Consider the following 21,903-nt stretch of genomic DNA (forward strand, 5'->3'; position numbering starts at 1 on the left):
AAAGAAAACCACATCATCATGAAAACAATCATATATCTAGTCCTTACATCAGTCATTTTATACTCTTGCGGCGGAAATTCCAAAGCCACAGTGGAAAGTGTTATTGCTGGAAACGATTTGGCTGCCATGCGCACAAAACGAAGCGAAATCTCTGAACAACAAAAGGTTTTGGAAAATCAAATCCGTTCATTGGACTCTGTAATCGCTACTTTGGATGTTAATGAAAAACTACCATTGGTTACCACCATAGAAGCAAAAGCAGAAAACTTTGACCATTATCTTGAACTCCAAGGAGATGTAATGACCAAACAAAATGTGCTTATTTATCCAGAAATATCCGGAACATTGAATCGTGTTTATGTCAAAAAAGGACAAAAAGTCTCCAAAGGTCAGTTACTTGCATCAATAGACGATGGTGGATTGTCCAGTCAATTGGCACAAATGAAAACGCAATCCGAACTGGCTAAGACTACTTTTGAGCGACAAAAGAGACTTTGGGAACAAAATATCGGTTCAGAGATTCAGTACCTGCAGGCAAAAACTTCTTACGAAGCACAAGAAAGCGCTGTAAAACAAATGCAGAGCCAGGTTTCTAAATCCAATATCAGGGCACCGTTTTCAGGAATCATAGACGATGTTATAAAAGACCAAGGGACAGTGGTAGCTCCAGGCCCTGGTTCTGAAGTTTTTAGAATCGTTAACCTATCGAACATGTACATTGAAGTAGAAGTGCCCGAAAGTCACCTGCCCAATGTTACACCTGGGAAAAATGTAAATGTTTATTTTCCTGTGTTAGGTGATAGTGTTACCGCCAAAATCAGGCAAACAGGCAATTTCATTAACCCAAGTAATAGGTCTTTTACCGCTGAAATACCCGTTCCAAGTAATGATGGTAGGGTAAAGCCCAACTTGACCGCAAGGGTAATGATCAACGACTATACCAATGAAAGTGCCATTCTAATCCCTCAAAGTATTGTATCTGAAAATGCAGAAGGAGAACAGTATGTATATGTGGTCGAGGGTGATTCGGTCTCCGCTGATGCCATTGCCAAGAAGACCATTATTACAACAGGAAAAACGCAAGGAGACTTTGTAGAAGTACTTTCTGGAATAAATAATGGTGACGGCATCATCGATGAAGGTGCCAGAAGCGTAAAAGAAGGGCAAAAAGTAAAAATTAAGAATGCTGAATAGTCAAAAGACAGAAATATGAGTAAGCAAAAGAAAAAAGTAGACAAAGAATTTAAGCTATCGTCTTGGGCTATCGACAATAAAACAACCATGTATGTTTTAATTGCTGTAATCTTATTTTTGGGGGCTTCGGCTTACTTTAGTATGCCAAGGGAAAGCTTTCCAGAGATAAAGGAAACCAAAATCTACATTAGCTCCATATACCCTGGGAATACTGCTGAGGATATTGAAAAATTGATTACCGATCCACTCGAAGATGAGTTGAAAACGGTAAGTAACGTAACCGAGATTACATCTACATCGCAAGAGGATTATTCCATGATCATTGTTGAGTTTGATGAAAAGATTACTGTTGAAGCTGCTTTACAAAAAGTAAAAGACGAGGTAGACACCGAAACTGCTGGTGAAGATTGGCCTACCTTCAATGGGGCTAAAGTAGAGCCCAATGTCTTTGACTTGAGCATGTCCGAAGAAATACCAATTCTCAATATCAATATTTCCGGTGATTATCCAGTTGATAAGCTAAAGGAATATGGGGAATATTTAGAAGATGAAATCGAGGGCTTGCAGGAAATAAAGCAGGTAGATATTAGAGGGGTTCAGGAGAAAGAGGTAGAAGTTGCAGTGGACATCTATAAAATGATGGCTGCACAAGTAAGTTTCGATGATGTTATCAATACGATCAGTAGGGAAAACATGACGACCTCCGCAGGTAATCTTATTACGAGCGGACAGCGAAGAACCATTAGAATAGTTGGTGAAATCGACAAACCCAGTGAGCTTGAAAATTTTGTTGTCAAAGCCGAAAACGGTAATCCTATCTATTTAAAGGATATAGCAAAAGTGTCCTTTAAAGAAGAGGATAAAACTACGTTCGCAAGGGAATTTGGACACCCAGTAGTTATGTTGGACGTAAAAAAGCGTGCCGGCAAAAACATGGTTGCTGCGGCAGAACAAATTCAAGTCATCGTTGACAAAGCTGTAAAAAACGTATTTCCACAGGATGTAGAAGTGACCATTGCAAACGATCAATCCTCCAAAACCATAGGTCAAGTAGATGATTTGGTGAACAACATTATTTTTGGGATCATTCTGGTGGTTACAGTACTTATGTTCTTTCTGGGATTCAAGAATGCATTGTTTGTTGGTTTTGCCATCCCAATGTCCATGTTCATGTCACTCATGATTTTGAATCTTTTGGGGTACACCATGAATACCATGATTCTTTTTGGATTGATCATGGGGCTTGGTATGTTGGTAGATAACGGAATTGTTGTTGTCGAAAATGTATACCGCTTAATGGATGAGGAAGGTATGTCGCGCGTAGAAGCGGCTAAAAAAGGGATTGGGGAAATCGCGTTTCCTATAATCATATCTACGTTGACAACGGTAGCAGCGTTTGTTCCGCTTGGTCTTTGGCCAGGAGTGATGGGGCAGTTTATGATCTACTTCCCTGTAACCCTTTCCGTAGTTCTTGGTTCATCACTATTTGTTGCTATCTTTTTTAACTCTGTATTGGTCTCCAAGTTTATGACCACAGAGGACAAAAGTATGCCGTTAAAACAAATTATTAGAACTACCTCAATTATGGGCGTAATAGGACTACTGATTTTGATTTTTGGCGGAGCCTACCGGGCACTGGGCACTTTAATGTTGTTTACAGCTATCTTACTGTGGATTTACAGACTTTTCTTAAGAAATTGGGCGAACGGGTTTCAGAACAAGATTTTGCCAAGATGGGAACGTCTGTATGAAAGAACATTGCGCTATGCTTTGTCTGGCAAAAAAGCAATTTTCATTGCTGTTGGAACCTTTGTACTTCTGTTTGTAGCCATAGCTGGGTTTATATTCTCTGCAGCTACCCAACGGACAGCTATCGAATTTTTCCCAGATAATACTCCTAATCAAATTACGGTTTACATTGAATATCCAGAAGGTACCGATATTAAAAAAACCAATGCTATCACAAAAGATATAGAAGAGCGGGTTTATGATATCATCAACCAAAATACCTACATGAACGCGGATTTCAACTTTTTAACAGAAAGTGCGGTATCACAGGTTGGAGAAGGAGCCGGAAATCCAATGACGGATGGAGGTTCAGCTGCAGAAATGCCCCATCGTGGAAAGATAACCGCTACGATGAGAGAGTATAAGTTTAGAGAGGGAGCGGATAGTAATGAACTCATGAAAGAGATTCAAGAGGCATTAAAAGACATCTATCCCGGTGTTGCGATTTCTGTTGAAAAAGATGCCGTTGGCCCGCCAGCCGGTTACCCTATAAATATAGAATTGGAAGGTGATGACTATTCAGAATTGATTGTTACCGCGGAGAAAATGCGGAATTACATCAACTCAAAGAACATCCCAGGTATAGATGAGCTTAAGGTCGATGTGAACAAATCCAAGCCTGCAATGTTGGTTGAAGTTGATCGTAAAAAGGCTGGCGAACTCGGTGTTGCCACCGGACAAGTTGGACAACAATTACGTAATTCAATTTTTGGGGCCAAAGCTGGTATTTACAAAGAAGATGGCGAGGACTATGACATCTATGTTCGTTTCAATGAACAGAATAGATACAATACGAGTGCAATCTTCAACCAAAAAATCACATTCAGGGATGCATCCTCGGGCCAAATAAAGGAAGTTCCTGTTTCTGCAGTGGCCAAACAAGTGAACAGTTCTGGTTTTAGCGCCATAAAACATCGTGATGTTAAACGTGTTGTTACGGTTTATTCTGCACTTGCTCCAGGGTTTAACGATGCGGGAGTAGTTGTAAGCAAAGTTCAAGACGAAATGAAGAATTTTGATGGACTTCCTGCGGATATCAAAATTGACTATACGGGTCAAATAGAAGAGCAGGAAAAAGAGTTTTCATTTTTGATGGGTGCTTTCTTTACTGGGCTCGGATTGATTTTCTTTATCTTGATTTTCCAATTCAACTCGGTTTCCAAACCGGGAATCATCATGTTAGCAATATTCTTGAGTTTGATCGGAGTATTTGGAGGCATTGTTGCTACCGGTAGTGCCTTCGTTATCATAATGACCATGATGGGCATCATCTCATTGGCAGGTATCGTGGTCAACAACGGTGTGGTACTCTTGGACTATACTCAGTTGGTGATAGATAGAAAAAAAGTTGCATTGGACCTTGAAGAAGATGACATGTTGGAACGAGAGGATTTTATGGAAGCTGTAGTAAAAGGAGGTAAGGCGAGACTAAGACCTGTATTGCTTACCGCTATTACTACTATTTTAGGATTAATTCCTTTGGCAACAGGGTTCAATATTAATTTCTTTACGTTCTTTAGTGAATTTAATCCCAATATCTATTTTGGTGGAGATAATGTCATTTTCTGGGGACCCTTGGCATGGACCGTCATTTACGGACTATTAGTGGCTACGTTCTTAACCTTGGTAGTTGTACCAATTCTTTTCAGCCTTGTCTACAGAATTAAAGTAAGGATTAGAAGAAATAGAAATAAGAAAGAGAACAATAAAAAAGGAACTCTGGAGATAGCGGCCTAGACCTAATTTAGTTTGAGCATAAATAAAAAGCCCTGACCGTAAAATTACGGTCAGGGCTTTTTAGCACACTTAATTCTAAAATTATTTATCTACCGAAACCAATTCAGATTGATTCCAATTCTTTACGTTGACAATACGATTATCCGCAAAATCGACCTCTTTCAATATCTGACCTTCCCAGAAAAACCATTTCCCGGCTCGCTTACCTTCATTGTACTTACCAGAGGCAATTTTTTTACCATTTGTATCGTACTTGAACCATTGTCCATGTAACTTACCTTTTAATAAATAGCCAGTTTGGGCTATCTCACCGTTTTCGTGAAAATATGTAGCTTTTACCATTTTCCCCACTTTTTCCAAAGTCGGTTCTGTACCTTGAGCATATATACAGACCGAAAACATCACCGCTAAAAAAAATATTGCTTTCTTCATTATGATATGGGTTTTAAATTATTTCAATAACATTAACGTTACAAAAGTAAATATTATTTTACATTAATTACATGTTTAAATAACAATTAATTTACATTAAATTAACTTTAAGATTATAAAATACTTATTTTCAATTGATTAAAAAATCAAGAGCGCTGTAAAAAAGAAACAATCAACGAACAAATCTTACTTTTAATCCAAGAAAAACGATTGTAATCTTAACGCCACATCTCAATTACATGATGACTGTCAAGTTATTTCATCGTCCACTACTTCCAAAAAACAGCAATGGCACATTAAGATTCAGAAAATGACCATAACTGGCAATTAATATGGACATTCCTATTAAATTTGCCGCTCAGATTAAAGATTATGTACAGAAGCAATACATGTGGTGAACTTAGAGCATCACATATTACATCAAAGGTTACATTAAGTGGATGGGTACACAAGGTACGGGACAAGGGCTTTGTTGTTTGGGTAGATCTGCGCGATCGCTATGGCATTACGCAGTTGGTGTTCGACCAAGACCGCACTGAAAAAGGACTTTTGGACAATGCCATAGCACTGGGAAGAGAAACTGTAATACAGGTTAAGGGAGAGGTGATAGAAAGGGCTTCCAAAAACCCTAATATTCCTACAGGAGACATTGAGGTACTTGTTTCTGAGCTTCAAATTTTGAATGAGTCGATTCTACCTCCATTCACTATAGAAGATAAAACGGATGGTGGCGAGGATTTGAGAATGAAATACCGCTATCTAGATATACGAAGAAATCCTGTTAAAGACAACCTTATCTTCAGGCACAAGGTTACCATGGAAGTCCGTAAATATCTATCGGACAATGGATTTATTGAGGTGGAAACACCATATTTGATAAAATCCACTCCAGAAGGTGCACGTGATTTCTTGGTGCCCAGCAGAATGAACGAAGGACAATTTTATGCGCTCCCACAATCGCCGCAAACCTTTAAGCAATTGCTAATGGTAGGTGGAATGGACAAGTATTTTCAGATTGTAAAATGCTTTAGGGACGAAGACCTGCGTGCAGATAGACAACCTGAATTTACCCAGATAGATTGCGAAATGGCATTTGTAGAGCAGGAAGACATTCTAAACGCTTTTGAAGGGTTGACCAAACATCTGTTAAAAGAAGTACATGGTATAGATTCTGGGGATTTTCCAAGAATCACTTATGACGATGCCATGCGCCTGTACGGTAACGATAAGCCCGATATTCGTTTTGAAATGAAATTTGGCGAACTCAACGCCGTGGCCCAACATAAGGATTTTAATGTGTTCAACTCAGCAGAATTAGTAGTTGGTATTGCAGTTCCAGATGGTGCTTCGTACACTCGTAAAGAAATTGATAAGCTTGTGGATTGGGTAAAACGTCCTCAAGTTGGAGCCAAGGGCATGGTCTATGTAAAATGTAACGAAGATGGCACCTATAAATCCTCGGTAGACAAGTTTTACGATCAAGGTGATTTGGCCAAATGGGCAGAGGTCACGAATGCAAAAGTAGGGGATTTGATATGCGTGCTTTCAGGAAACACCAATGAAACCAGAGCACAAATGAGCGCACTCCGTATGGAGCTTGCTGAACGTTTAGGACTTAGAAAACCAGATGAATTTGCTCCATTGTGGGTGATTGACTTTCCATTATTGGAATTGGATGAAGAAACAGGTACCTACCATGCTATGCACCATCCGTTCACCTCACCAAAACCTGGACAGTTAGAGCTATTGGAAACCAATCCCGGAGACGTAAAGGCCAACGCCTACGATTTGGTGCTTAATGGCAATGAAATAGGTGGCGGTTCCATACGTATCCACGATAAGGAAATACAAGCTACCATGTTCAAGCATCTTGGTTTTACGCCAGAGGAAGCAAAAGCGCAATTCGGATTCTTAATGGATGCTTTTCAATATGGTGCCCCACCCCATGGTGGAATTGCCTTTGGACTTGATAGGTTGGTCGCTATTTTGGGTGGACAGGAAACTATTCGAGATTTTATAGCATTTCCCAAGAACAACAGCGGAAGAGATGTAATGATAGATGCCCCTGCAACAATCGACAACGAACAATTGAAAGAACTACATTTAAAACTTGATTTATAATATTTGCTTAACTTTATAGCAACCTCATTAAAAGTTTCAGCCTCTAGTTAAAATATATGAGTTTATGTCTTCGATTAAAAACAGAATCGATGCATAAAATAGTATCAATTTTAAAAGTGGTTAAAAAATCAATATTATCAATAGTTACCGTATCCATATGGATTGTAGGCATCATGTCCTGCAATAAAACAGTTGATAAATCCTGTGACTCTTCAAAAGGTTTCAAAAAATATGTCCATAATGTGGAATACATAAGTCCTAATGAGGCTCGATTGAACGAAGGCTTTAAACTATGCAACGAACGTCGAATAGGTCAATATTATAATCCAGAAAAAGCCACGTACAGCAAAGGTAAGAATGGCCTGCGAAAATTTATTCTCACAAATTATACCAACAAGGGGTATTCGGACTCAGGATACCTTAACATCAGATTTGTGATAAATTGCCACGGAAAAGCAGGAAGGTATATCATACACGAAAACGATTTGGACCTCAACCCCAAAAAACTGAACGAAGATATGGTGGAACAAATTTTTCAGTTGACAACCCAATTAAAAAATTGGAATCCCAATTTTATTCGAGATGAATTTTGGGATTCTTACATTTACTTATCCTATCGTATTGAAAATGGAGAAATTGTTGAAATACTACCTTAGCCTTTATCTGGCCATACTTTGTTTGGCTTGCCATGAAAAAAAGCCCGAACTAAATGCGGCGCAACGAAGAGCCCGTGCGGAAGAAGTTTTTAAGAATGGTTCACATCTACCTCAAGGTTCACCAAAAAGCATGACTAGGATAGAAGCAGCTATAAAGATTGATACCACGTATGCAGAGGCTATTCAAGAACTCTCGGTTGCATATCTTAAAAGAGGTATGCCACATAAATGGAGGCCAATTATAGACCGAGCAGTTTATTACGATGCCAAAACTTGGCAACCATGGCGGGGTTATCTCTATTTATGGTTTTATCGAGATTATGAAAAGGCCATTGCCGACTTTAATGCTTCAGATACCTTAACGCCCCATATTGATTATCCGCAAGGACATAGTGTAGATTTTTGGAGGGGCATCGCTTATTTAGGATTGAAGGATTATCAGAATTCCATAGCCTATTGGGACAAGCACATTATAAAAGAAACCAACGATTCCGGTGAAGATTGGGTAGAATTGGAAGCATTTCTATACCGTGGCATAGCATATTATGAATCCGACAATACTGATAGAGCTTTGGAAGACTTCGAAAAAATTCTGCGATACTTCAAATCCTCTGCAGACGCAAAATACTATATGGCCAAAATTTTCCTCGAACAAAAGCAGTACAAAAAAGCAAGGAAATTCGTAGAAGAGGCTAAAGTGGATTTTAAAAAAGGATTTTACAACAATAGGGTTTATGTAGAGGCTCTGCGACAAATTTATTGGGAAGATTTAGAGGAATTGAGCAGTAGTATTGATGACTAAATCAGTACTTTTAATCAACCTTAACCCCATGCCGAACACCAAAAAACTTCTCACAAGATTTTTAAAATGGAGATACAAACACATTTCCAACAAGACTTTTGTGCACCTTATGAGCATAATCGTTGGTTTTTTAGCAGGATTGGTAGCTGTAACCCTAAAAAACACCACTTATTTTATTGAAGCCCTTTTAGAAAAAGGCATTGTTTTTTCCGAAAATCAACTGTACTTTATCCTTCCTACCATTGGCTTGACTTTTGTCTTTCTTTATGTAAAGTTTGTAAACAAAAAACCGATCCAACATGCTGTCTCTTCCATCATTTTCGCACTATCAAAAAAAGGAGGATTATTAAAAGTAAAAAATATTTATGCCCCTTTAATCACGGCTCCTTTGACCGTTGGTTTCGGAGGGTCGGTAGGATTGTTGGGCCCTGCGGTAAAATCAGGGTCAGCCATAAGTTCAAACCTTAGCAGATTATTTCATATAGATACAAAAACACGCTCGTTGCTCGTTGCTTGTGCATCAGCTGGTGCTATCTCCTCTATTTTTCAATCCCCTATTGCAGCCATTATTTTTGCCGTAGAAGTATTTACCATGGATTTGACCATGCTGTCTATGCTTCCATTACTTTTGGCTTCAATTTCCGGGGTGCTTACCTCCTATTTCTTTTTGGGAAATGAAGTCCTTTTTAGTTTTTCATTATCTGAAGGTTTTCAACTAGAGGACACTTTCTTTTACATTCTTCTGGGTGTTGGCACCGCTTTTTCATCTATATATTTTACCAAAATGTATTTTGGCATTTTCGATATATTCAAACGTTTTAAAAGTCCAAAATATAAGCTTTTGGTCGGGGGTATTGCCATTGGAATCATGCTCTACGCCGTACCACCCTTATATGGAGAAGGTTTTGGGTTTATAAACAACCTATTAGACGGGAATCATGTAGAAGCACTGGGAAAAACTCCTCTAGATGCTTACATGGATAATATTTGGGTGGTTATCGCCTTATTGTTCGGGATTACCATTTTTAAGGCCATTGCAATGACGACCACTTTTGCAGCTGGCGGTGCAGGAGGAATCTTTATACCCACAATGGTCATGGGAAGTGCACTTGGCAATGCAGTTGCAAAAGTTATCAATAACCTTGGGCTGGGTTTTGAGGTTTCTGAAAGTAATTTTACCCTTATTGGTATGGCAGGATTGATAGCCGGGGTTATCCATGCCCCTTTAACGGCTATTTTCTTGATAGCTGAAATTACGGGAGGATACCAACTTTTTGTCCCGTTGATGATTACGGCATCCATATCTTATCTGATTACAAAAAATGCATTGGACTATACTATTTACACCAAAGAATTGGCGAAAATTGGAGCGATTTTAACCCATGATAAAGACCAAATGGTACTGAGGATGCTAGAAATGGAAAACATTATTGAGAAAAACTTTAAAGCTGTCCGTCCAGAAATGTCACTTGGACAAATGCTCCATGAATCGGTATCCAAATCAAATCGTAACATTTTTCCTGTACTTGATGTAGAGGAAAAATTAATGGGCATCATTGTTTTGGATGATATTCGAGAGTTTATGTTCGATACCGAACTTTACACTTCCGTATATGTAAAGAATTTAATGCATGCCCCACCCGAACAAATATTCTACGAAGCAGATAGCATGAAACAAGTAATGCAAAAATTTCAAGATAGCGGGGCATGGAATTTGCCGGTAATAAAAGAAGGTAAATATGTAGGATTTATTTCTAAATCAAAGTTGTTGACCGCATATCGAAGAAAACTTATCAATTTTACGAAATGAAATTCAAGATTAAATATCTTATAGTCATCATTGTACTGGCATCATTCGCTTCAATTGGTTATGGTTTCAGCATAAAAGAAGAAAATCCACCTAAAGCCAACAAATGTATCGGATTTGGTACTTTAGGACTTTTCCTAATTGCTATGCCTCTTTTTTTAATCAAGGAAAGTAAGGGGAAAAGTATGAAAGATTATATGCTAACCAACGAAAACATTAAAAAAATGCAAGGTAAAGACCAGAAAAACCCTGAAAATCAATAATTTTCTTAAGATTTAAAGCTTAATTTACTTTGATAGATTCAAAATACCCTACATTAGTATTTTAACAATTTATTTAATTTCATGACTGGTACAGTAAAATTTTTTAATGAGTCAAAAGGTTTTGGCTTCATTACCAACGACGACACGGGAAAAGACATTTTTGTTCATGTTACGGCATTGAACGGAGTGGAACTGAACGAAGGCGACAAAGTAGAATACCAAGAAGAAGAAGGGAGAAAAGGAACAGTTGCCGCACAAGTGCAGGTAATCGGGTAAAAATATGTATTCTTGATTTGATTACGACCCTGATGCATGCATCAGGGTTTTTAGTTTAAATTTCTTTTCTGCACAAAAAAACGTTTCAAAAGCTGTGAGGCTTCGTTTTCCAAAATACCACTAACAACTTCGGTTTTGGGATGTATGTTCGTTCCCATTACATTAAAGCCCCTTTCCAAATCGGGAGCTCCATATACAATTTTAGAAATTTGACTCCAATACAATGCACCAGCACACATTTGACAAGGTTCTAGAGTTACATAAAGTGTACATCCATGTAAATATTTACCGCCTAAAAAATTAGATGCAGCAGTAATAGCCTGCATCTCTGCATGTGCCGTTACATCTTTTAACCGTTCTGTGAGATTATGTGCCCTGCCAATGATTCTGTTATCTATGACTACCACGGCACCTACGGGTACTTCACCATTTTCAAAAGCAATCTCGGCCTCCTGTAAGGCCTTTCTCATAAAGTAATTATCATCAAACGGATTCTCCACTATTTTCTACAAATTTATAACGAGGCTAAGCTAAGCATAAAATAGTTTTTGCCGATTAATGGGTACTTTTGCCTTTTGGTTTCCTTGAAAAAGTTTTTAACACATATCAATACTCCAAAAGACCTCAAGAAACTATCGCTCGATGAGTTGCCTCAACTTGCCTTGGAACTGAGGGAGTTTATTATTGATATTGTTTCTGCCAAGGAAGGACACCTTGGCGCAAGTTTGGGAGTTGTAGAACTTACCATTGCGCTACACTATGTTTTTGATACTCCAAATGACAAATTGATATGGGATGTTGGACACCAGGCCTATGGACATAAAATTTTGACAGGTAGAAAGGAAGATTTCCATACGAACAGACAGTTAGGAGGCATAAGCGGTTTTCCCAAACGTAGTGAAAGTGAGTTTGATGATTTTGGCACGGGACACAGTTCAACCGCCATTTCTGCCATTCTCGGTATGGCCATGGCTTCAAAGATAGTCGACGAGAATTCAAAACAACATATCGCTGTTGTTGGTGATGCTTCCATAGCCAGCGGAATGGCTTTTGAAGGTTTGAACCACCTTGGGGTCACCAATACAAACTGCTTGGTCATACTCAATGATAATGCTATCGGTATCGACCCAAGTGTTGGCGCATTAAAAAAATACCTTACCAATGTGAAGTTGGGAACAGCAAAGGATGAAAATATTTTTGAGTGTCTTAATTTAAATTATTCGGGCCCTATTGATGGGCATGATATCCACAAGCTAGTATCAGAACTGCAACGACTCAAGTCTGTGGAGGGACCTAAATTACTTCACATCATTACCACAAAAGGAAAAGGACTAAAAAAAGCCGAAGAAAATCAGGTAGTCTATCATGCCCCGGGAAAATTTGACAAAGATACTGGCGAACAAATAAAAAAAGCCGGTATAGAACAACCTCCCAAATATCAAGATGTTTTTGGTCTTACCTTACTTGAACTGGCCAAACAAAACAAAAAAATTGTTGGTATTACCCCGGCCATGCCTACTGGAAGTTCCCTAAAGCTCATGATGGAAGAGATTCCAGAAAGAGCTTTTGATGTCGGTATTGCAGAGCAGCACGCAGTAACTCTTGCTGCAGGAATGGCAACTCAAGGCCTGATCCCTTTTTGCACTATTTATTCCACTTTTCTTCAACGGGCCTATGACCAGGTAATACATGATGTAGCACTACAAAAACTTCCTGTCATATTTTGCTTGGACAGGGCAGGACTCGTAGGGCAGGACGGCCCAACCCATCACGGAGTTTTTGATTTAGCATATCTAAGGTGTATTCCCAATCTAATTGTTTATGCCCCCATGAACGAGATGGAACTCCGCAACATCATGTACACTGCTCAAAGAGGAATAGAGTCACCAATAGCTATACGTTACCCAAGGGGGCGTGGTGCAAACCTTAACTGGAAAACCCAATTAAAGCCTATTGAAATTGGCACGGCACGTTGTCTAAAAAAAGGTACAAAAACTGCTGTTCTGACCTTGGGGCATCCCGGGAATCAGGTTGCCAACATTATGGAAGAACTAGGCCAGCCAAAATCTTTAGGGCATTACGATATGCGTTTTGTAAAACCATTGGATAAAAAAATGCTCAGAAACATTTTTACACAATATGACCACATCATTACGGTCGAAGATGGTTGCAAGACAGGTGGTTTTGGTTCTGCTATTTTAGAATTTGCCAACGAACAAAATATTTCAACTCCCATTAAAATCTTTGGTATTCCAGATAAATTTATTGAGCATGGTACAATACCAGAAACCCAGCAAATGGCTGGTACGGATTTTGATGCACTATACACTTATATTAAATCAACCTCATCATGCGACTAGTTACTTTTTTCGCTATTTTTCTTTTTGCTTTTTCTTCGGTTTATGCACAGGTAAATCCTTTACAAGTATTTGAAAAGGATAGCGTAGCACCAGCATTTCAGGTGCAGCGCATTAAAGACATCAAACTAAAGTATGTTCCGCGGAGTGCGAAACTTACGGATCCGAGAACTGTTCTTAACAGGGTGAAGCCTGTTCGTAAAAGATACAAGCAGTTTAAACCAACCTCGTTTTGGACAAAAGTCAATGAGTTTGGCCTTAACATCAATGAAGTTGCATTTGTCAACTGGAACGCGGGTGGAGAAAACTCGGTATCCGCACTGAGTAGCGCACGTTTTGTCAGGAACTATAAGTTTCGATACTTAAACTGGAACAATGAGGCCCAACTTAGATATGGTGTAAACGCACAGGAAGGAAGGAAACTCAGAAAAACCGACGATCAAATTCGTCTCGCATCCGCAATAAGTTTCAGGAAAGATACGATTACCAACTGGTATTATTCCGTCAAAGCAACATTTAACACACAATTTTCCAATGGATTTAAATACCCAAATAGAGATACTCCTATCTCTAGGTTTATGTCCCCTGGATACCTATTTGTAGGTGCAGGTAAATCTTATATTCCCGAAGATGGAAAGTTCAATCTATATATATCACCATTGACCCAAAAAGCAACATTTGTCTTAGACGAAGATTTATCTGAACAGGGAGCTTTTGGAGTAGAGCAAGGTGAAAACATTTTTATGGAAATTGGATTTCTTATCAATAACTCATGGGAAACTGAAATCCTCAAAAACGTGCTTATGAACCATAGGGTAAGTCTGTATACAGATTACCTCTTAAGCTTTGGAAATGTTGATATCGATTGGGAAATGAACTTTAATCTAAAAGTGAACAAGTTCATCAACGCCAATATAGGCACCCATGTAATTTATGATGATGATATTAAATTTGACGAAGTGGTTGCCGATGACGGAACAGTCACAGACCCCGGAACTCCACGAATACAGTTTAAACAATTGTTGGGTGTAGGGTTGACCTATGCCTTCTAAAAATGTTTCCCCATCAATTTTTCGTGAATGTGTACCGCTGCACTATCCGACAAGCTAGCAACAAAACAACAGGTATTCAATAAAATACTGTAAACAGAGGTATCCGTATTTCTATACGTTTCAGGCAAACTCCGTATCAATAGCGTATCATAATTGGTGTGGCTTCCTTCTTTCTTGTTGATAAGCGCATTCGTATAAATATCAAGAATATCTGAAATGATTTTATATCCGGCCAATTCCTTATCAGTTACCTCTGTCGACCTATAGATTTTTTCAATACTTAGCTTTATGATATCATCTACTTGTGCTTTATACATTCCTTTGTCCAATAAGGATGAACTAAAACTACCATCCAGAATCTCCTTCTCATTCTTTTCAAAAACCTCGACCGCATCCAAAATCAAAGTGTTTATGGCAAGTGCTCTCAAATAACTAAGTCGATCACTTGGGTATTTCATGGCGTTGTACTTTTTGGTATTGATGCTGCCTTTTACCAGATTTATGAGATATTCCAATGCATATTCTTCTGGAATAAGACCTAGGTTGATACCATCCTCAAAATCAATAATGGTATAACATATATCATCTGCAGCTTCCACCAGATAAGTCAAAGGATGCCTATAAAATCCTGTTTTAGGATTATTGGGATTAGTCTTAAGGCCAATTTCTTCAACGACTTGTCCAAAAAACTCTTTTTCGGACTGAAAGTACCCAAATTTTTTATCCGCAATATGCTTGGAAGGTTTTGTAGGCAATGAAGCTTTGGGGTATTTCATAAATGCCCCCAAGGTAGCATAGCTTAAACGCAGCCCACCGGGAACCCCTTTTCGCGATTCGGTCAAAAGTTTAAATCCATTTGCGTTTCCTTCAAAATCTATGATATCTTGGTACTCTTCGGCTGAAAGGAGAGCTTTATAATTCTTTCCATTTCCTTGCTTAAAGTAATTTCCAATAGCTTTTTCACCACTATGACCAAAAGGCGGGTTTCCTATATCATGGGCAAGGGCCGCCGCAGCAACAATGGCCCCAAAATCATTAAAATGATATCCATGGACTTCGCTTAAATATGGATTTTTTGATAAGATCCGTTGCCCTGCAATACGTCCTAAACTCCTACCCACTACCGAAACTTCCAGACTATGGGTGAGTCGTGTGTGCACAAAGTCCTTTTTAGAACCAACGCTTATGGGCAGGGGAATGACCTGGGTTTTGTCCTGAAGACTTCTAAATGCAGAAGAAAAAATGATACGATCGTAATCTACTTCAAATCCTAAACGTGTCTCTTCCTGTTCTTTTCGTAGCCTTTTGCCCGTATCCCCATAGCGCTTCAAAGAAAGTAACCGTTCCCAGTCCATAGCATTATTAGTTTTGGGCGAAGATATGCCAAAAGATAAATTTTCTTCTTTTAGCATTAAAAATAATCCTGTTTTCCTGATTGCATTTCGTAACATTTTATTAACCTTGATGCGGATTTATAATAGCATTTTTGCCATATTTCTTTTATATGGGGGAGAACATCTACATTTTCATGGTTATCGCCTTGGCAATTCTTGCAATAACCGATTTAGTGGTTGGTGTCAGTAATGATGCTGTTAACTTTTTAAACTCTGCAATAGGGTCCAAAGCAATTTCCTTTAAAACAATAATGATCGTTGCAAGTGTAGGTATCGCTTTTGGTGCTATATCTTCAAGTGGTATGATGGAAGTTGCCCGAAAGGGTATTTTTAATCCGGGTGAATTTGTCTTTGAGGAGATTATGATCATATTTATGGCGGTCATGATCACGGACATTCTGCTCTTGGATTTTTTCAATACGTTGGGTATGCCCACCTCTACAACTGTTTCCATTGTATTTGAACTTTTAGGTGCTTCCGTGGCAATCTCATTGGTCAAAATAAACAAAATGGATGGTGGGTTTTCAGACCTGGCAACCTACATCAATACAGATAAGGCCACAGAAATCATTGTAGGAATATTGCTCTCGGTTTTTATAGCTTTCACCATTGGTGCCATAGTTCAGTTCCTTTCAAGATTATGGATTTCCTTTAACTTTAAAGCAAGGTCCAAATGGGTAGAAGCTCTTTTTGGGGGCTTGGCCATTACCGCGATTATTTATTTTATATTGGTAAAGGGCCTAAAAAGTGCCGCTATTTTTAATGGCGCTCTTTCTGAATTTATTGCCACCCAACCACAACTTTTTGTATTGGCGGACATTATAGTATGGACACTAATTTCTTATGTTTTTGCCAAATTTCTGAACTGGAATGTTTATAAACTTGTCATTGCTTTTGGAACCTTTGCATTGGCTATGGCCTTCGCTGGAAATGACCTCGTAAATTTTATAGGTGTTCCCATTGCAGCACTACAATCCTTCCAAGATTGGAGTGCTTCAGGTATAGCCCCGGCAGACTATAACATGAGTGGATTATCTGCTGCTGTACAGACCCCAACACTACTTTTACTTCTTTCTGGTGGCATCATGGTCATTACACTTTGGTTTTCCTCTAAAGCAAAAAGTGTCGTTAAGACCAGTGTAGATCTTGCAAGACAGGACGAAGGCGATGAGCGTTTTCAACCCAATTATCTTTCTAGACAGGTTGTAAAACTGAGTATTGCCGCATTTGAAAATCTTTCAAAAGTAATTCCACCTTCTATTCAAAAAGGTATAGACAAACGTTTTGCTGTTCCATACACTTATGTTCCAAAAAGTAAAGTTCAGGAAATGCCTGCATTCGATATGGTAAGAGCTTCTGTAAATCTTATGGTGGCCAGTGTTCTTATATCCATTGCCACCTCCATGAAGTTGCCTTTATCGACTACCTATGTCACATTTATGGTCACCATGGGTACATCTCTAGCAGATAGGGCATGGGGAGCGGAAAGTGCTGTATATAGAGTTGCCGGAGTATTGAATGTAATAGGCGGTTGGTTCTTTACGGCCTTGAGTGCCTTTGTAGCAGCTTCGATCATAGCCTATATCCTTTACCTTGGCGGATTTATTGGACTGATACTATTGTTGCTTGCCGCAGCCACTATTTTACTGCGCAATTACATGTCTCACAACAAAAAAACAAAGGTCATTAGAGCGGAAGATAGCTTGCGCAGGGCAGAGAGCAGTTCCATACAGGGGGTTATCGAAGAAAGTGCCGATAATATTGGCAACATGATCAAGAGAAGTAACAAAATATACACCAATTGTGTCAACGGATTGGCAAGACATGATATAGAAACACTCAGAAAAAATAGAAAGGGGGTCAATAAAATGTCTGGTGAAATAGACGATCTAAAAAACAACATTTTCTATTTTATCAAAAATTTGGACGAATCCAGTGTTGGTGGTGCCAGTAATTTCTACATCAGTCTATTGGGCCACCTACAGGATTTTTCACAATCTCTGGAATACATTTCCACATTGGGTTACAAACATGTGCATAACAATCATAAAAAGTTAAAGTATACACAGATCAAGGAACTCAAGGAACTGGATGTTGAACTGGAACAACTTTTTAACAATACCCAAGAAATTTTTCAGACCAGGACTTTTGAAAAAATTCAATCAATCTTGATACGTAGGGATCAACTGTTTAAAATTATTTCGGAAAAAATAGAAAAGCAGGTAGCACGAACACGTACCGAAGAGTCGAGCCCAAAAAACACAACCTTATATTTCTCCTTTTTGACAGAGAGTAAGGACTTGGTAAAATCCACAATGAAATTATTGGAACTCTATTATTCAGAGCATGATAGCACTGTGGAGCCGGCCAGAATTGAAAAACAAAATAATTAGTCTACCTTACATATCTTTGGTCCTATGCGTCAACTGTTTATAGTTTTTGTGCTGCTAATTGGTGGAATTGCTGTTGCCCAAAACATTTCAGCTACTGAATTATTGGAAAAGACCATCGAATTTCACGATCCAAACAAACGATGGAACACCTTTAAAGGTTCTTTTAAGATTACAATGCAAACTCCTAAATCCAGCGAGCGATTAAGTATAATAGCTTTAAATAACCCAAAGGAACAATTCAATTTAAAAGTAGAAAAAGATAGTGCCGTCTACCAATATGATTTTGATGGAGAGAAGTGTACTACAACCCTGAATGGCTCTCCAGAAGTTACCGATGCAGCTAGAAAAAAGTACAGATTGACCTGTGAACGGGGTAAAATGATGCGAAATTACTATACCTATCTATATGGGCTTCCCATGAAATTAAAAGACCCTGGAACTATTATTGATGACAAGGTACAGCACAAAAAATTTAAGGGGAAAGACTATTTGGTTCTAAAAGTTAATTATACAGAGGGCGTTGGTGATGATGTCTGGTACTTCTATTTTGACCCGAAAACCTATGCTATGGAAGTCTACCAATTTTATCATGATGAGACAAAAAATGATGGGGAGTATATTCTTTTGGAAGACTTAGAAGATATCAATGGAATAAAAATGCCCAAGAAAAGGGCATGGTACTATAACAAGGATAATACGTATTTGGCTACGGATACTTTAAAAGGTTCAGCTCAAAAGTAAACTTACCTGTAAAAATTCATCTCATCCATGTACCGCCAAACAGCATCAGGTAGTAATGGCCTGATGTTTTTCCCGTTTTTATGTTCTTTTCGAATGAACGTAGAGGAAATCTCCATTATAGGAGCTTTTATGGCCGTAATCTTTGGATGTCCTTTAAACCTATGTTCTATGGTTCCTTCAGATACTCTGGGATACACGTAGATTGAATAATGTTCTAAAATGGCTTCATAATTTTTCCATTTATGAAAGCTCTTTAGGTTATCCTCGCCCATGATAAGTGAAAAGCTATGGCCCTCGCCATAATTCTCATCCAAATGTGCCAAAGTTGTAATGGTATAATTGGGCTGTGGTAGGTCAAACTCTATCTTGCTCGGTTTCAATTTTGGATAGTCTTGTACCGCTTCAAAAACCATTTGATACCGATGGTGGTTTTCCAATAGGGATTGTTTTGTTTTAAAGGGGCTTTGCGGGGTGATGATGAACCAAATCTCATCCAATTCGGAAAATTCGACCATATGATTGGCAATGGCCAAATGTCCAACATGTATGGGGTTAAAAGTACCAAAGTAGAGTCCTACTTGCTTCATTTCCTAATCTTCGTCTGAAGTGGTTATTTCCGCTCCCACAAAATCAGAGACCAATTTATGGGCTTCTTTTAATGCAATATCTAGATCATAATTCTTGATGATTTCATCAAACTGTGGTGCCGTAGCAAGTTCAACGGAAGCTTTTGCGACACGCATGTTTATTTTATCATCGCTTTCTGTACTGCGTTTTTTGAGCCTAATTTTTAATTCATCAACACTGGGTGGCTTTACAAAAACTGCCAAGGTCTCTTTAGGAAACTTCTTTTTTATGCGCAATCCGCCAACCACATCGATATCAAAAATTACATTCTTGCCCTCGGACCATAGACGTTCCACCTCACTCTTTAGCGTACCATAGAAGTTATCGCGGTAGACTTCCTCCCATTCTAAAAAATCTTCATTTTTAATGTGATTTTTAAATTCGGATATCGACATAAAATAATAATTGATACCGTGCTTCTCCTTACCTCTCCTTGGGCGTGATGTTGCCGAAACGGAGAACGCCAAATTAAGCTCTGGTTGTTCCAATAAATATTTGACTATTGTGGTTTTTCCACTGCCCGAAGGTGCCGAAAAAATGAGAAGTTTTCCACCTTTCTTCATAATACGTTCAACATTTGTTCCTTAATTTTCTCCAACTCATCCTTCATTTGGACTACCAATTGCTGCATTGGTGCATAGTTGGCTTTAGAACCTATCGTATTGATTTCCCTACCGATTTCCTGCGCAATAAAACCAAGTTTCTTACCATTGGAGTCTTTGGATTGCAGTGTACTTTCAAAATAGTTTAGATGGTTCGTCAGGCGCACTTTCTCTTCGGTGATGTCGTATTTCTCCAGATAGTAGATCAATTCCTGTTCAAACCTATTGGCATCCAATTCTACTTTCAAGTCAGCAACAGCTTTTTCCAAACGTTCCCTTACGGTATTTAAACGTTCTGGGTCCATAGTATTTACCTCGTCTAGGAGAACTTTTAGATTTTTAAGCCGTTCTATAAAATCTTTTTCCAAAACTTCTCCCTCTTCATTACGAAACGCAACGATTTTGGTAAGTGCCTGTTTCATTGCCTCTTTTATGGATGCATACTCCGTCTCGTCAATGTCCCCTTTTTCGGTCTTCATGGTGTCTGGCATGCGCAAGGCCATTTCCAATAATTTCAAATCATCGCCATCTGCTATTTTGGAAAGTTGTTGCATATATTGTTTCACTACAACCTGGTTTACTTCTGCTGTAGTCTCCTCTCCCGTAATTTCTACGTAAAGTCCAAAATCCACTTTGCCCCTAACCAAAATATTGGCGATCATTTTCCGAAGCTCTAATTCTTTTTCCCGATACGATTGGGATATTCTGGCATTGATATCGAGGTTTTTGCTGTTAAGTGATTTGAGCTCAACGGTAATTTTTTTAGAAGGAAGCTGTACTACATGCTTCCCAAAGCCTGTCATGGATTGAATCATACGGGGTGATTATATTTCAACAAAGGTAACCAAAATAGGATTCTACCGTTTGGTTTGTACTAGGGCGCTTAAGGGGCTACTTTATAGCCTAATCCAATTCCCGCACCCAAATGTTTCTGTAACTCACCCTACTGTTATCCCTATGGTCCTGTAATACTAACGGAGCTTTTCCATGGGCCTCATATTTGGGCCATCCTATATACTTGATCGTACCTTCAATGACAAAATGGTCCTGTACCAAAACACCATTGTGCAGTACCGTTACCGTTGCAGGTTCAACAATATTTCCGCCCCTACTGAACTCTGGAGCATGAAAAATAATATCGTACGTATTCCATTCGCCTGTTGGCACCGACGCCATTGCCAAAGGAACTCCTTGTTTGTAAACAGACCCTACTTGGCCATTGGTGTATGTAGGGTTGTCGTTGTTGTCCAAGACTTGCACTTCATAACGCTGCTGTATAAAAACACCACTATTGGCCCTATTTTGACCTTCACGTTGTACCTCGGCCGGTGATTTCCACTCCAGATGAAGTTGTATGCTGCCAAAGGTCTTTTTGGTCTGTATGTCTCCGGTTTTGTCCTTAACGGTCATGCTACCATCCTCATTTAAGTGCCATGTTACAGCGGTACTATCTACGCTGCTTATCCATTGGTCAAAGCTCGTTCCATCAAAAAGAACAATGGCATCACTTGGCGGTGCACCATCTTTTCCGGGGACAACCTTTGGAGGAACTGGCTCATAAAATTCAGTAGCTTCTGGCGTAGTCGGTTCTTTTTCTTGACCGAAAGAAATAGTAGAAATTAGTAGAAAGACCAGAAAGATTTTTGAGTACTCTAACATTT

At 38.9% G+C, this 21,903-nt stretch carries 19 protein-coding genes; 12 read left to right on the forward strand and 7 right to left on the reverse strand.

Annotated features, from left to right (window positions below; all coding sequences use genetic code 11):
• Positions 1-18: 18 nt before the first annotated feature.
• Both LV716_RS06475 and LV716_RS06480 read left to right on the forward strand, forming a co-directional pair.
• On the forward strand, positions 19-1,194 hold the full coding sequence (locus LV716_RS06475; RefSeq protein WP_163416939.1) for an efflux RND transporter periplasmic adaptor subunit: 1,176 nt from the start codon (positions 19-21) through the stop codon (positions 1,192-1,194).
• Positions 1,195-1,209: 15 nt separating this feature from the next.
• Positions 1,210-4,719 (forward strand): efflux RND transporter permease subunit, encoded by a 3,510-nt coding sequence (locus LV716_RS06480; RefSeq protein ID WP_163416940.1) that lies wholly within the window; start codon positions 1,210-1,212, stop codon positions 4,717-4,719.
• Between the two features lie 81 nt (positions 4,720-4,800).
• On the opposite strand, the gene LV716_RS06485 is transcribed toward LV716_RS06480, so the two are convergent.
• A complete protein-coding gene (locus LV716_RS06485) occupies positions 4,801-5,151 on the reverse strand; it encodes a toxin-antitoxin system YwqK family antitoxin (RefSeq protein ID WP_163416941.1) in 351 nt (116 codons plus the stop codon).
• A 372-nt stretch (positions 5,152-5,523) separates the two neighbouring features.
• Between LV716_RS06485 and aspS the strand changes: the two genes are divergently transcribed.
• The 6 genes from aspS to LV716_RS06515 all read left to right on the forward strand — a co-directional run bounded on the left by aspS (position 5,524) and on the right by LV716_RS06515 (position 11,076).
• Positions 5,524-7,272: an aspartate--tRNA ligase gene (gene aspS, locus LV716_RS06490; protein WP_163416942.1), complete on the forward strand. Its 1,749-nt coding sequence runs from the start codon at positions 5,524-5,526 to the stop codon at positions 7,270-7,272.
• An 89-nt stretch (positions 7,273-7,361) separates the two neighbouring features.
• Positions 7,362-7,928, forward strand: coding sequence for a hypothetical protein (locus LV716_RS06495; protein ID WP_163416943.1), 567 nt, complete (start codon positions 7,362-7,364; stop codon positions 7,926-7,928).
• Positions 7,900-8,730: a tetratricopeptide repeat protein gene (locus LV716_RS06500; protein ID WP_163416944.1), complete on the forward strand. Its 831-nt coding sequence runs from the start codon at positions 7,900-7,902 to the stop codon at positions 8,728-8,730. Before LV716_RS06495 ends, LV716_RS06500 begins: the two co-directional genes overlap by 29 nt.
• A 28-nt stretch (positions 8,731-8,758) precedes the next feature.
• The gene (locus LV716_RS06505; protein ID WP_163416945.1) at positions 8,759-10,540 is read left to right on the forward strand and encodes a chloride channel protein; all 1,782 of its coding nucleotides are present in this window, start codon (positions 8,759-8,761) and stop codon (positions 10,538-10,540) included.
• Positions 10,537-10,800 (forward strand): hypothetical protein, encoded by a 264-nt coding sequence (locus LV716_RS06510; protein ID WP_163416946.1) that lies wholly within the window; start codon positions 10,537-10,539, stop codon positions 10,798-10,800. The genes LV716_RS06505 and LV716_RS06510 overlap by 4 nt, the downstream gene beginning before the upstream one ends.
• Positions 10,801-10,881: 81 nt before the next feature.
• Positions 10,882-11,076 (forward strand): cold-shock protein, encoded by a 195-nt coding sequence (locus tag LV716_RS06515; protein WP_163416947.1) that lies wholly within the window; start codon positions 10,882-10,884, stop codon positions 11,074-11,076.
• A 50-nt stretch (positions 11,077-11,126) separates the two neighbouring features.
• Here LV716_RS06515 and LV716_RS06520 read toward each other — a convergent pair whose 3' ends face one another.
• Positions 11,127-11,576, reverse strand: a complete 450-nt coding sequence (locus LV716_RS06520) for a nucleoside deaminase (RefSeq protein ID WP_163416948.1) — start codon at positions 11,574-11,576, stop codon at positions 11,127-11,129.
• 84 nt (positions 11,577-11,660) lie between these two features.
• On the opposite strand from LV716_RS06520, the gene dxs reads away from it, so the two are divergent.
• A complete protein-coding gene (gene dxs, locus LV716_RS06525; RefSeq protein ID WP_163416949.1) occupies positions 11,661-13,436 on the forward strand; it encodes a 1-deoxy-D-xylulose-5-phosphate synthase in 1,776 nt (591 codons plus the stop codon).
• Positions 13,427-14,485, forward strand: a complete 1,059-nt coding sequence (locus tag LV716_RS06530; protein ID WP_163416950.1) for a DUF3078 domain-containing protein — start codon at positions 13,427-13,429, stop codon at positions 14,483-14,485. The genes dxs and LV716_RS06530 overlap by 10 nt, the downstream gene beginning before the upstream one ends.
• Here LV716_RS06530 and dgt read toward each other — a convergent pair.
• A complete protein-coding gene (gene dgt, locus LV716_RS06535; RefSeq protein ID WP_163417883.1) occupies positions 14,482-15,840 on the reverse strand; it encodes a dGTP triphosphohydrolase in 1,359 nt (452 codons plus the stop codon). The two genes, LV716_RS06530 and dgt, sit on opposite strands and share 4 nt — an antisense overlap.
• 149 nt (positions 15,841-15,989) lie before the next feature.
• Here dgt and LV716_RS06540 point away from each other — a divergent pair, with 149 nt between their 5' ends.
• On the forward strand, positions 15,990-18,272 hold the full coding sequence (locus tag LV716_RS06540; RefSeq protein WP_163416951.1) for an inorganic phosphate transporter: 2,283 nt from the start codon (positions 15,990-15,992) through the stop codon (positions 18,270-18,272).
• 24 nt (positions 18,273-18,296) lie between these two features.
• Positions 18,297-19,013, forward strand: a complete 717-nt coding sequence (locus LV716_RS06545; RefSeq protein ID WP_163416952.1) for a DUF6503 family protein — start codon at positions 18,297-18,299, stop codon at positions 19,011-19,013.
• A 2-nt stretch (positions 19,014-19,015) separates the two neighbouring features.
• On the opposite strand, the gene nadD is transcribed toward LV716_RS06545, so the two are convergent.
• From nadD to LV716_RS06565, 4 genes are all read right to left on the reverse strand, one after another.
• Positions 19,016-19,600, reverse strand: coding sequence for a nicotinate (nicotinamide) nucleotide adenylyltransferase (gene nadD / locus LV716_RS06550; protein WP_163416953.1), 585 nt, complete (start codon positions 19,598-19,600; stop codon positions 19,016-19,018).
• A gap of 3 nt (positions 19,601-19,603) precedes the next feature.
• Positions 19,604-20,203 (reverse strand): guanylate kinase, encoded by a 600-nt coding sequence (gmk, locus tag LV716_RS06555; protein WP_163416954.1) that lies wholly within the window; start codon positions 20,201-20,203, stop codon positions 19,604-19,606.
• On the reverse strand, positions 20,200-21,057 hold the full coding sequence (locus tag LV716_RS06560; RefSeq protein WP_163416955.1) for a YicC/YloC family endoribonuclease: 858 nt from the start codon (positions 21,055-21,057) through the stop codon (positions 20,200-20,202). The genes gmk and LV716_RS06560 overlap by 4 nt, the downstream gene beginning before the upstream one ends.
• A gap of 88 nt (positions 21,058-21,145) precedes the next feature.
• The gene (locus LV716_RS06565) at positions 21,146-21,901 is read right to left on the reverse strand and encodes a DUF1080 domain-containing protein (RefSeq protein WP_163416956.1); all 756 of its coding nucleotides are present in this window, start codon (positions 21,899-21,901) and stop codon (positions 21,146-21,148) included.
• Positions 21,902-21,903 lie beyond the last annotated feature (2 nt).

The sequence above is a fragment of the Flagellimonas sp. HMM57 genome, assembly GCF_021390175.1.
Classification (GTDB): domain Bacteria; phylum Bacteroidota; class Bacteroidia; order Flavobacteriales; family Flavobacteriaceae; genus Flagellimonas.

Bases quoted from the DNA above. Each gene is read 5' to 3' on its own strand.
- LV716_RS06475 (WP_163416939.1), top strand. From the start codon at position 19: ATGAAAACAATCATATATCTAGTCCTTACATCAGTCATTTTATACTCT.
- LV716_RS06480 (WP_163416940.1), top strand. From the start codon at position 1,210: ATGAGTAAGCAAAAGAAAAAAGTAGACAAAGAATTTAAGCTATCGTCT.
- LV716_RS06485 (WP_163416941.1), bottom strand. From the start codon at position 5,151: ATGAAGAAAGCAATATTTTTTTTAGCGGTGATGTTTTCGGTCTGTATA.
- aspS (WP_163416942.1), top strand. From the start codon at position 5,524: ATGTACAGAAGCAATACATGTGGTGAACTTAGAGCATCACATATTACA.
- LV716_RS06495 (WP_163416943.1), top strand. From the start codon at position 7,362: ATGCATAAAATAGTATCAATTTTAAAAGTGGTTAAAAAATCAATATTA.
- LV716_RS06500 (WP_163416944.1), top strand. From the start codon at position 7,900: ATGGAGAAATTGTTGAAATACTACCTTAGCCTTTATCTGGCCATACTT.
- LV716_RS06505 (WP_163416945.1), top strand. From the start codon at position 8,759: ATGCCGAACACCAAAAAACTTCTCACAAGATTTTTAAAATGGAGATAC.
- LV716_RS06510 (WP_163416946.1), top strand. From the start codon at position 10,537: ATGAAATTCAAGATTAAATATCTTATAGTCATCATTGTACTGGCATCA.
- LV716_RS06515 (WP_163416947.1), top strand. From the start codon at position 10,882: ATGACTGGTACAGTAAAATTTTTTAATGAGTCAAAAGGTTTTGGCTTC.
- LV716_RS06530 (WP_163416950.1), top strand. From the start codon at position 13,427: ATGCGACTAGTTACTTTTTTCGCTATTTTTCTTTTTGCTTTTTCTTCG.
- dgt (WP_163417883.1), bottom strand. From the start codon at position 15,840: ATGGACTGGGAACGGTTACTTTCTTTGAAGCGCTATGGGGATACGGGC.
- LV716_RS06540 (WP_163416951.1), top strand. From the start codon at position 15,990: ATGGGGGAGAACATCTACATTTTCATGGTTATCGCCTTGGCAATTCTT.
- LV716_RS06545 (WP_163416952.1), top strand. From the start codon at position 18,297: ATGCGTCAACTGTTTATAGTTTTTGTGCTGCTAATTGGTGGAATTGCT.
- nadD (WP_163416953.1), bottom strand. From the start codon at position 19,600: ATGAAGCAAGTAGGACTCTACTTTGGTACTTTTAACCCCATACATGTT.
- gmk (WP_163416954.1), bottom strand. From the start codon at position 20,203: ATGAAGAAAGGTGGAAAACTTCTCATTTTTTCGGCACCTTCGGGCAGT.
- LV716_RS06560 (WP_163416955.1), bottom strand. From the start codon at position 21,057: ATGATTCAATCCATGACAGGCTTTGGGAAGCATGTAGTACAGCTTCCT.
- LV716_RS06565 (WP_163416956.1), bottom strand. From the start codon at position 21,901: ATGTTAGAGTACTCAAAAATCTTTCTGGTCTTTCTACTAATTTCTACT.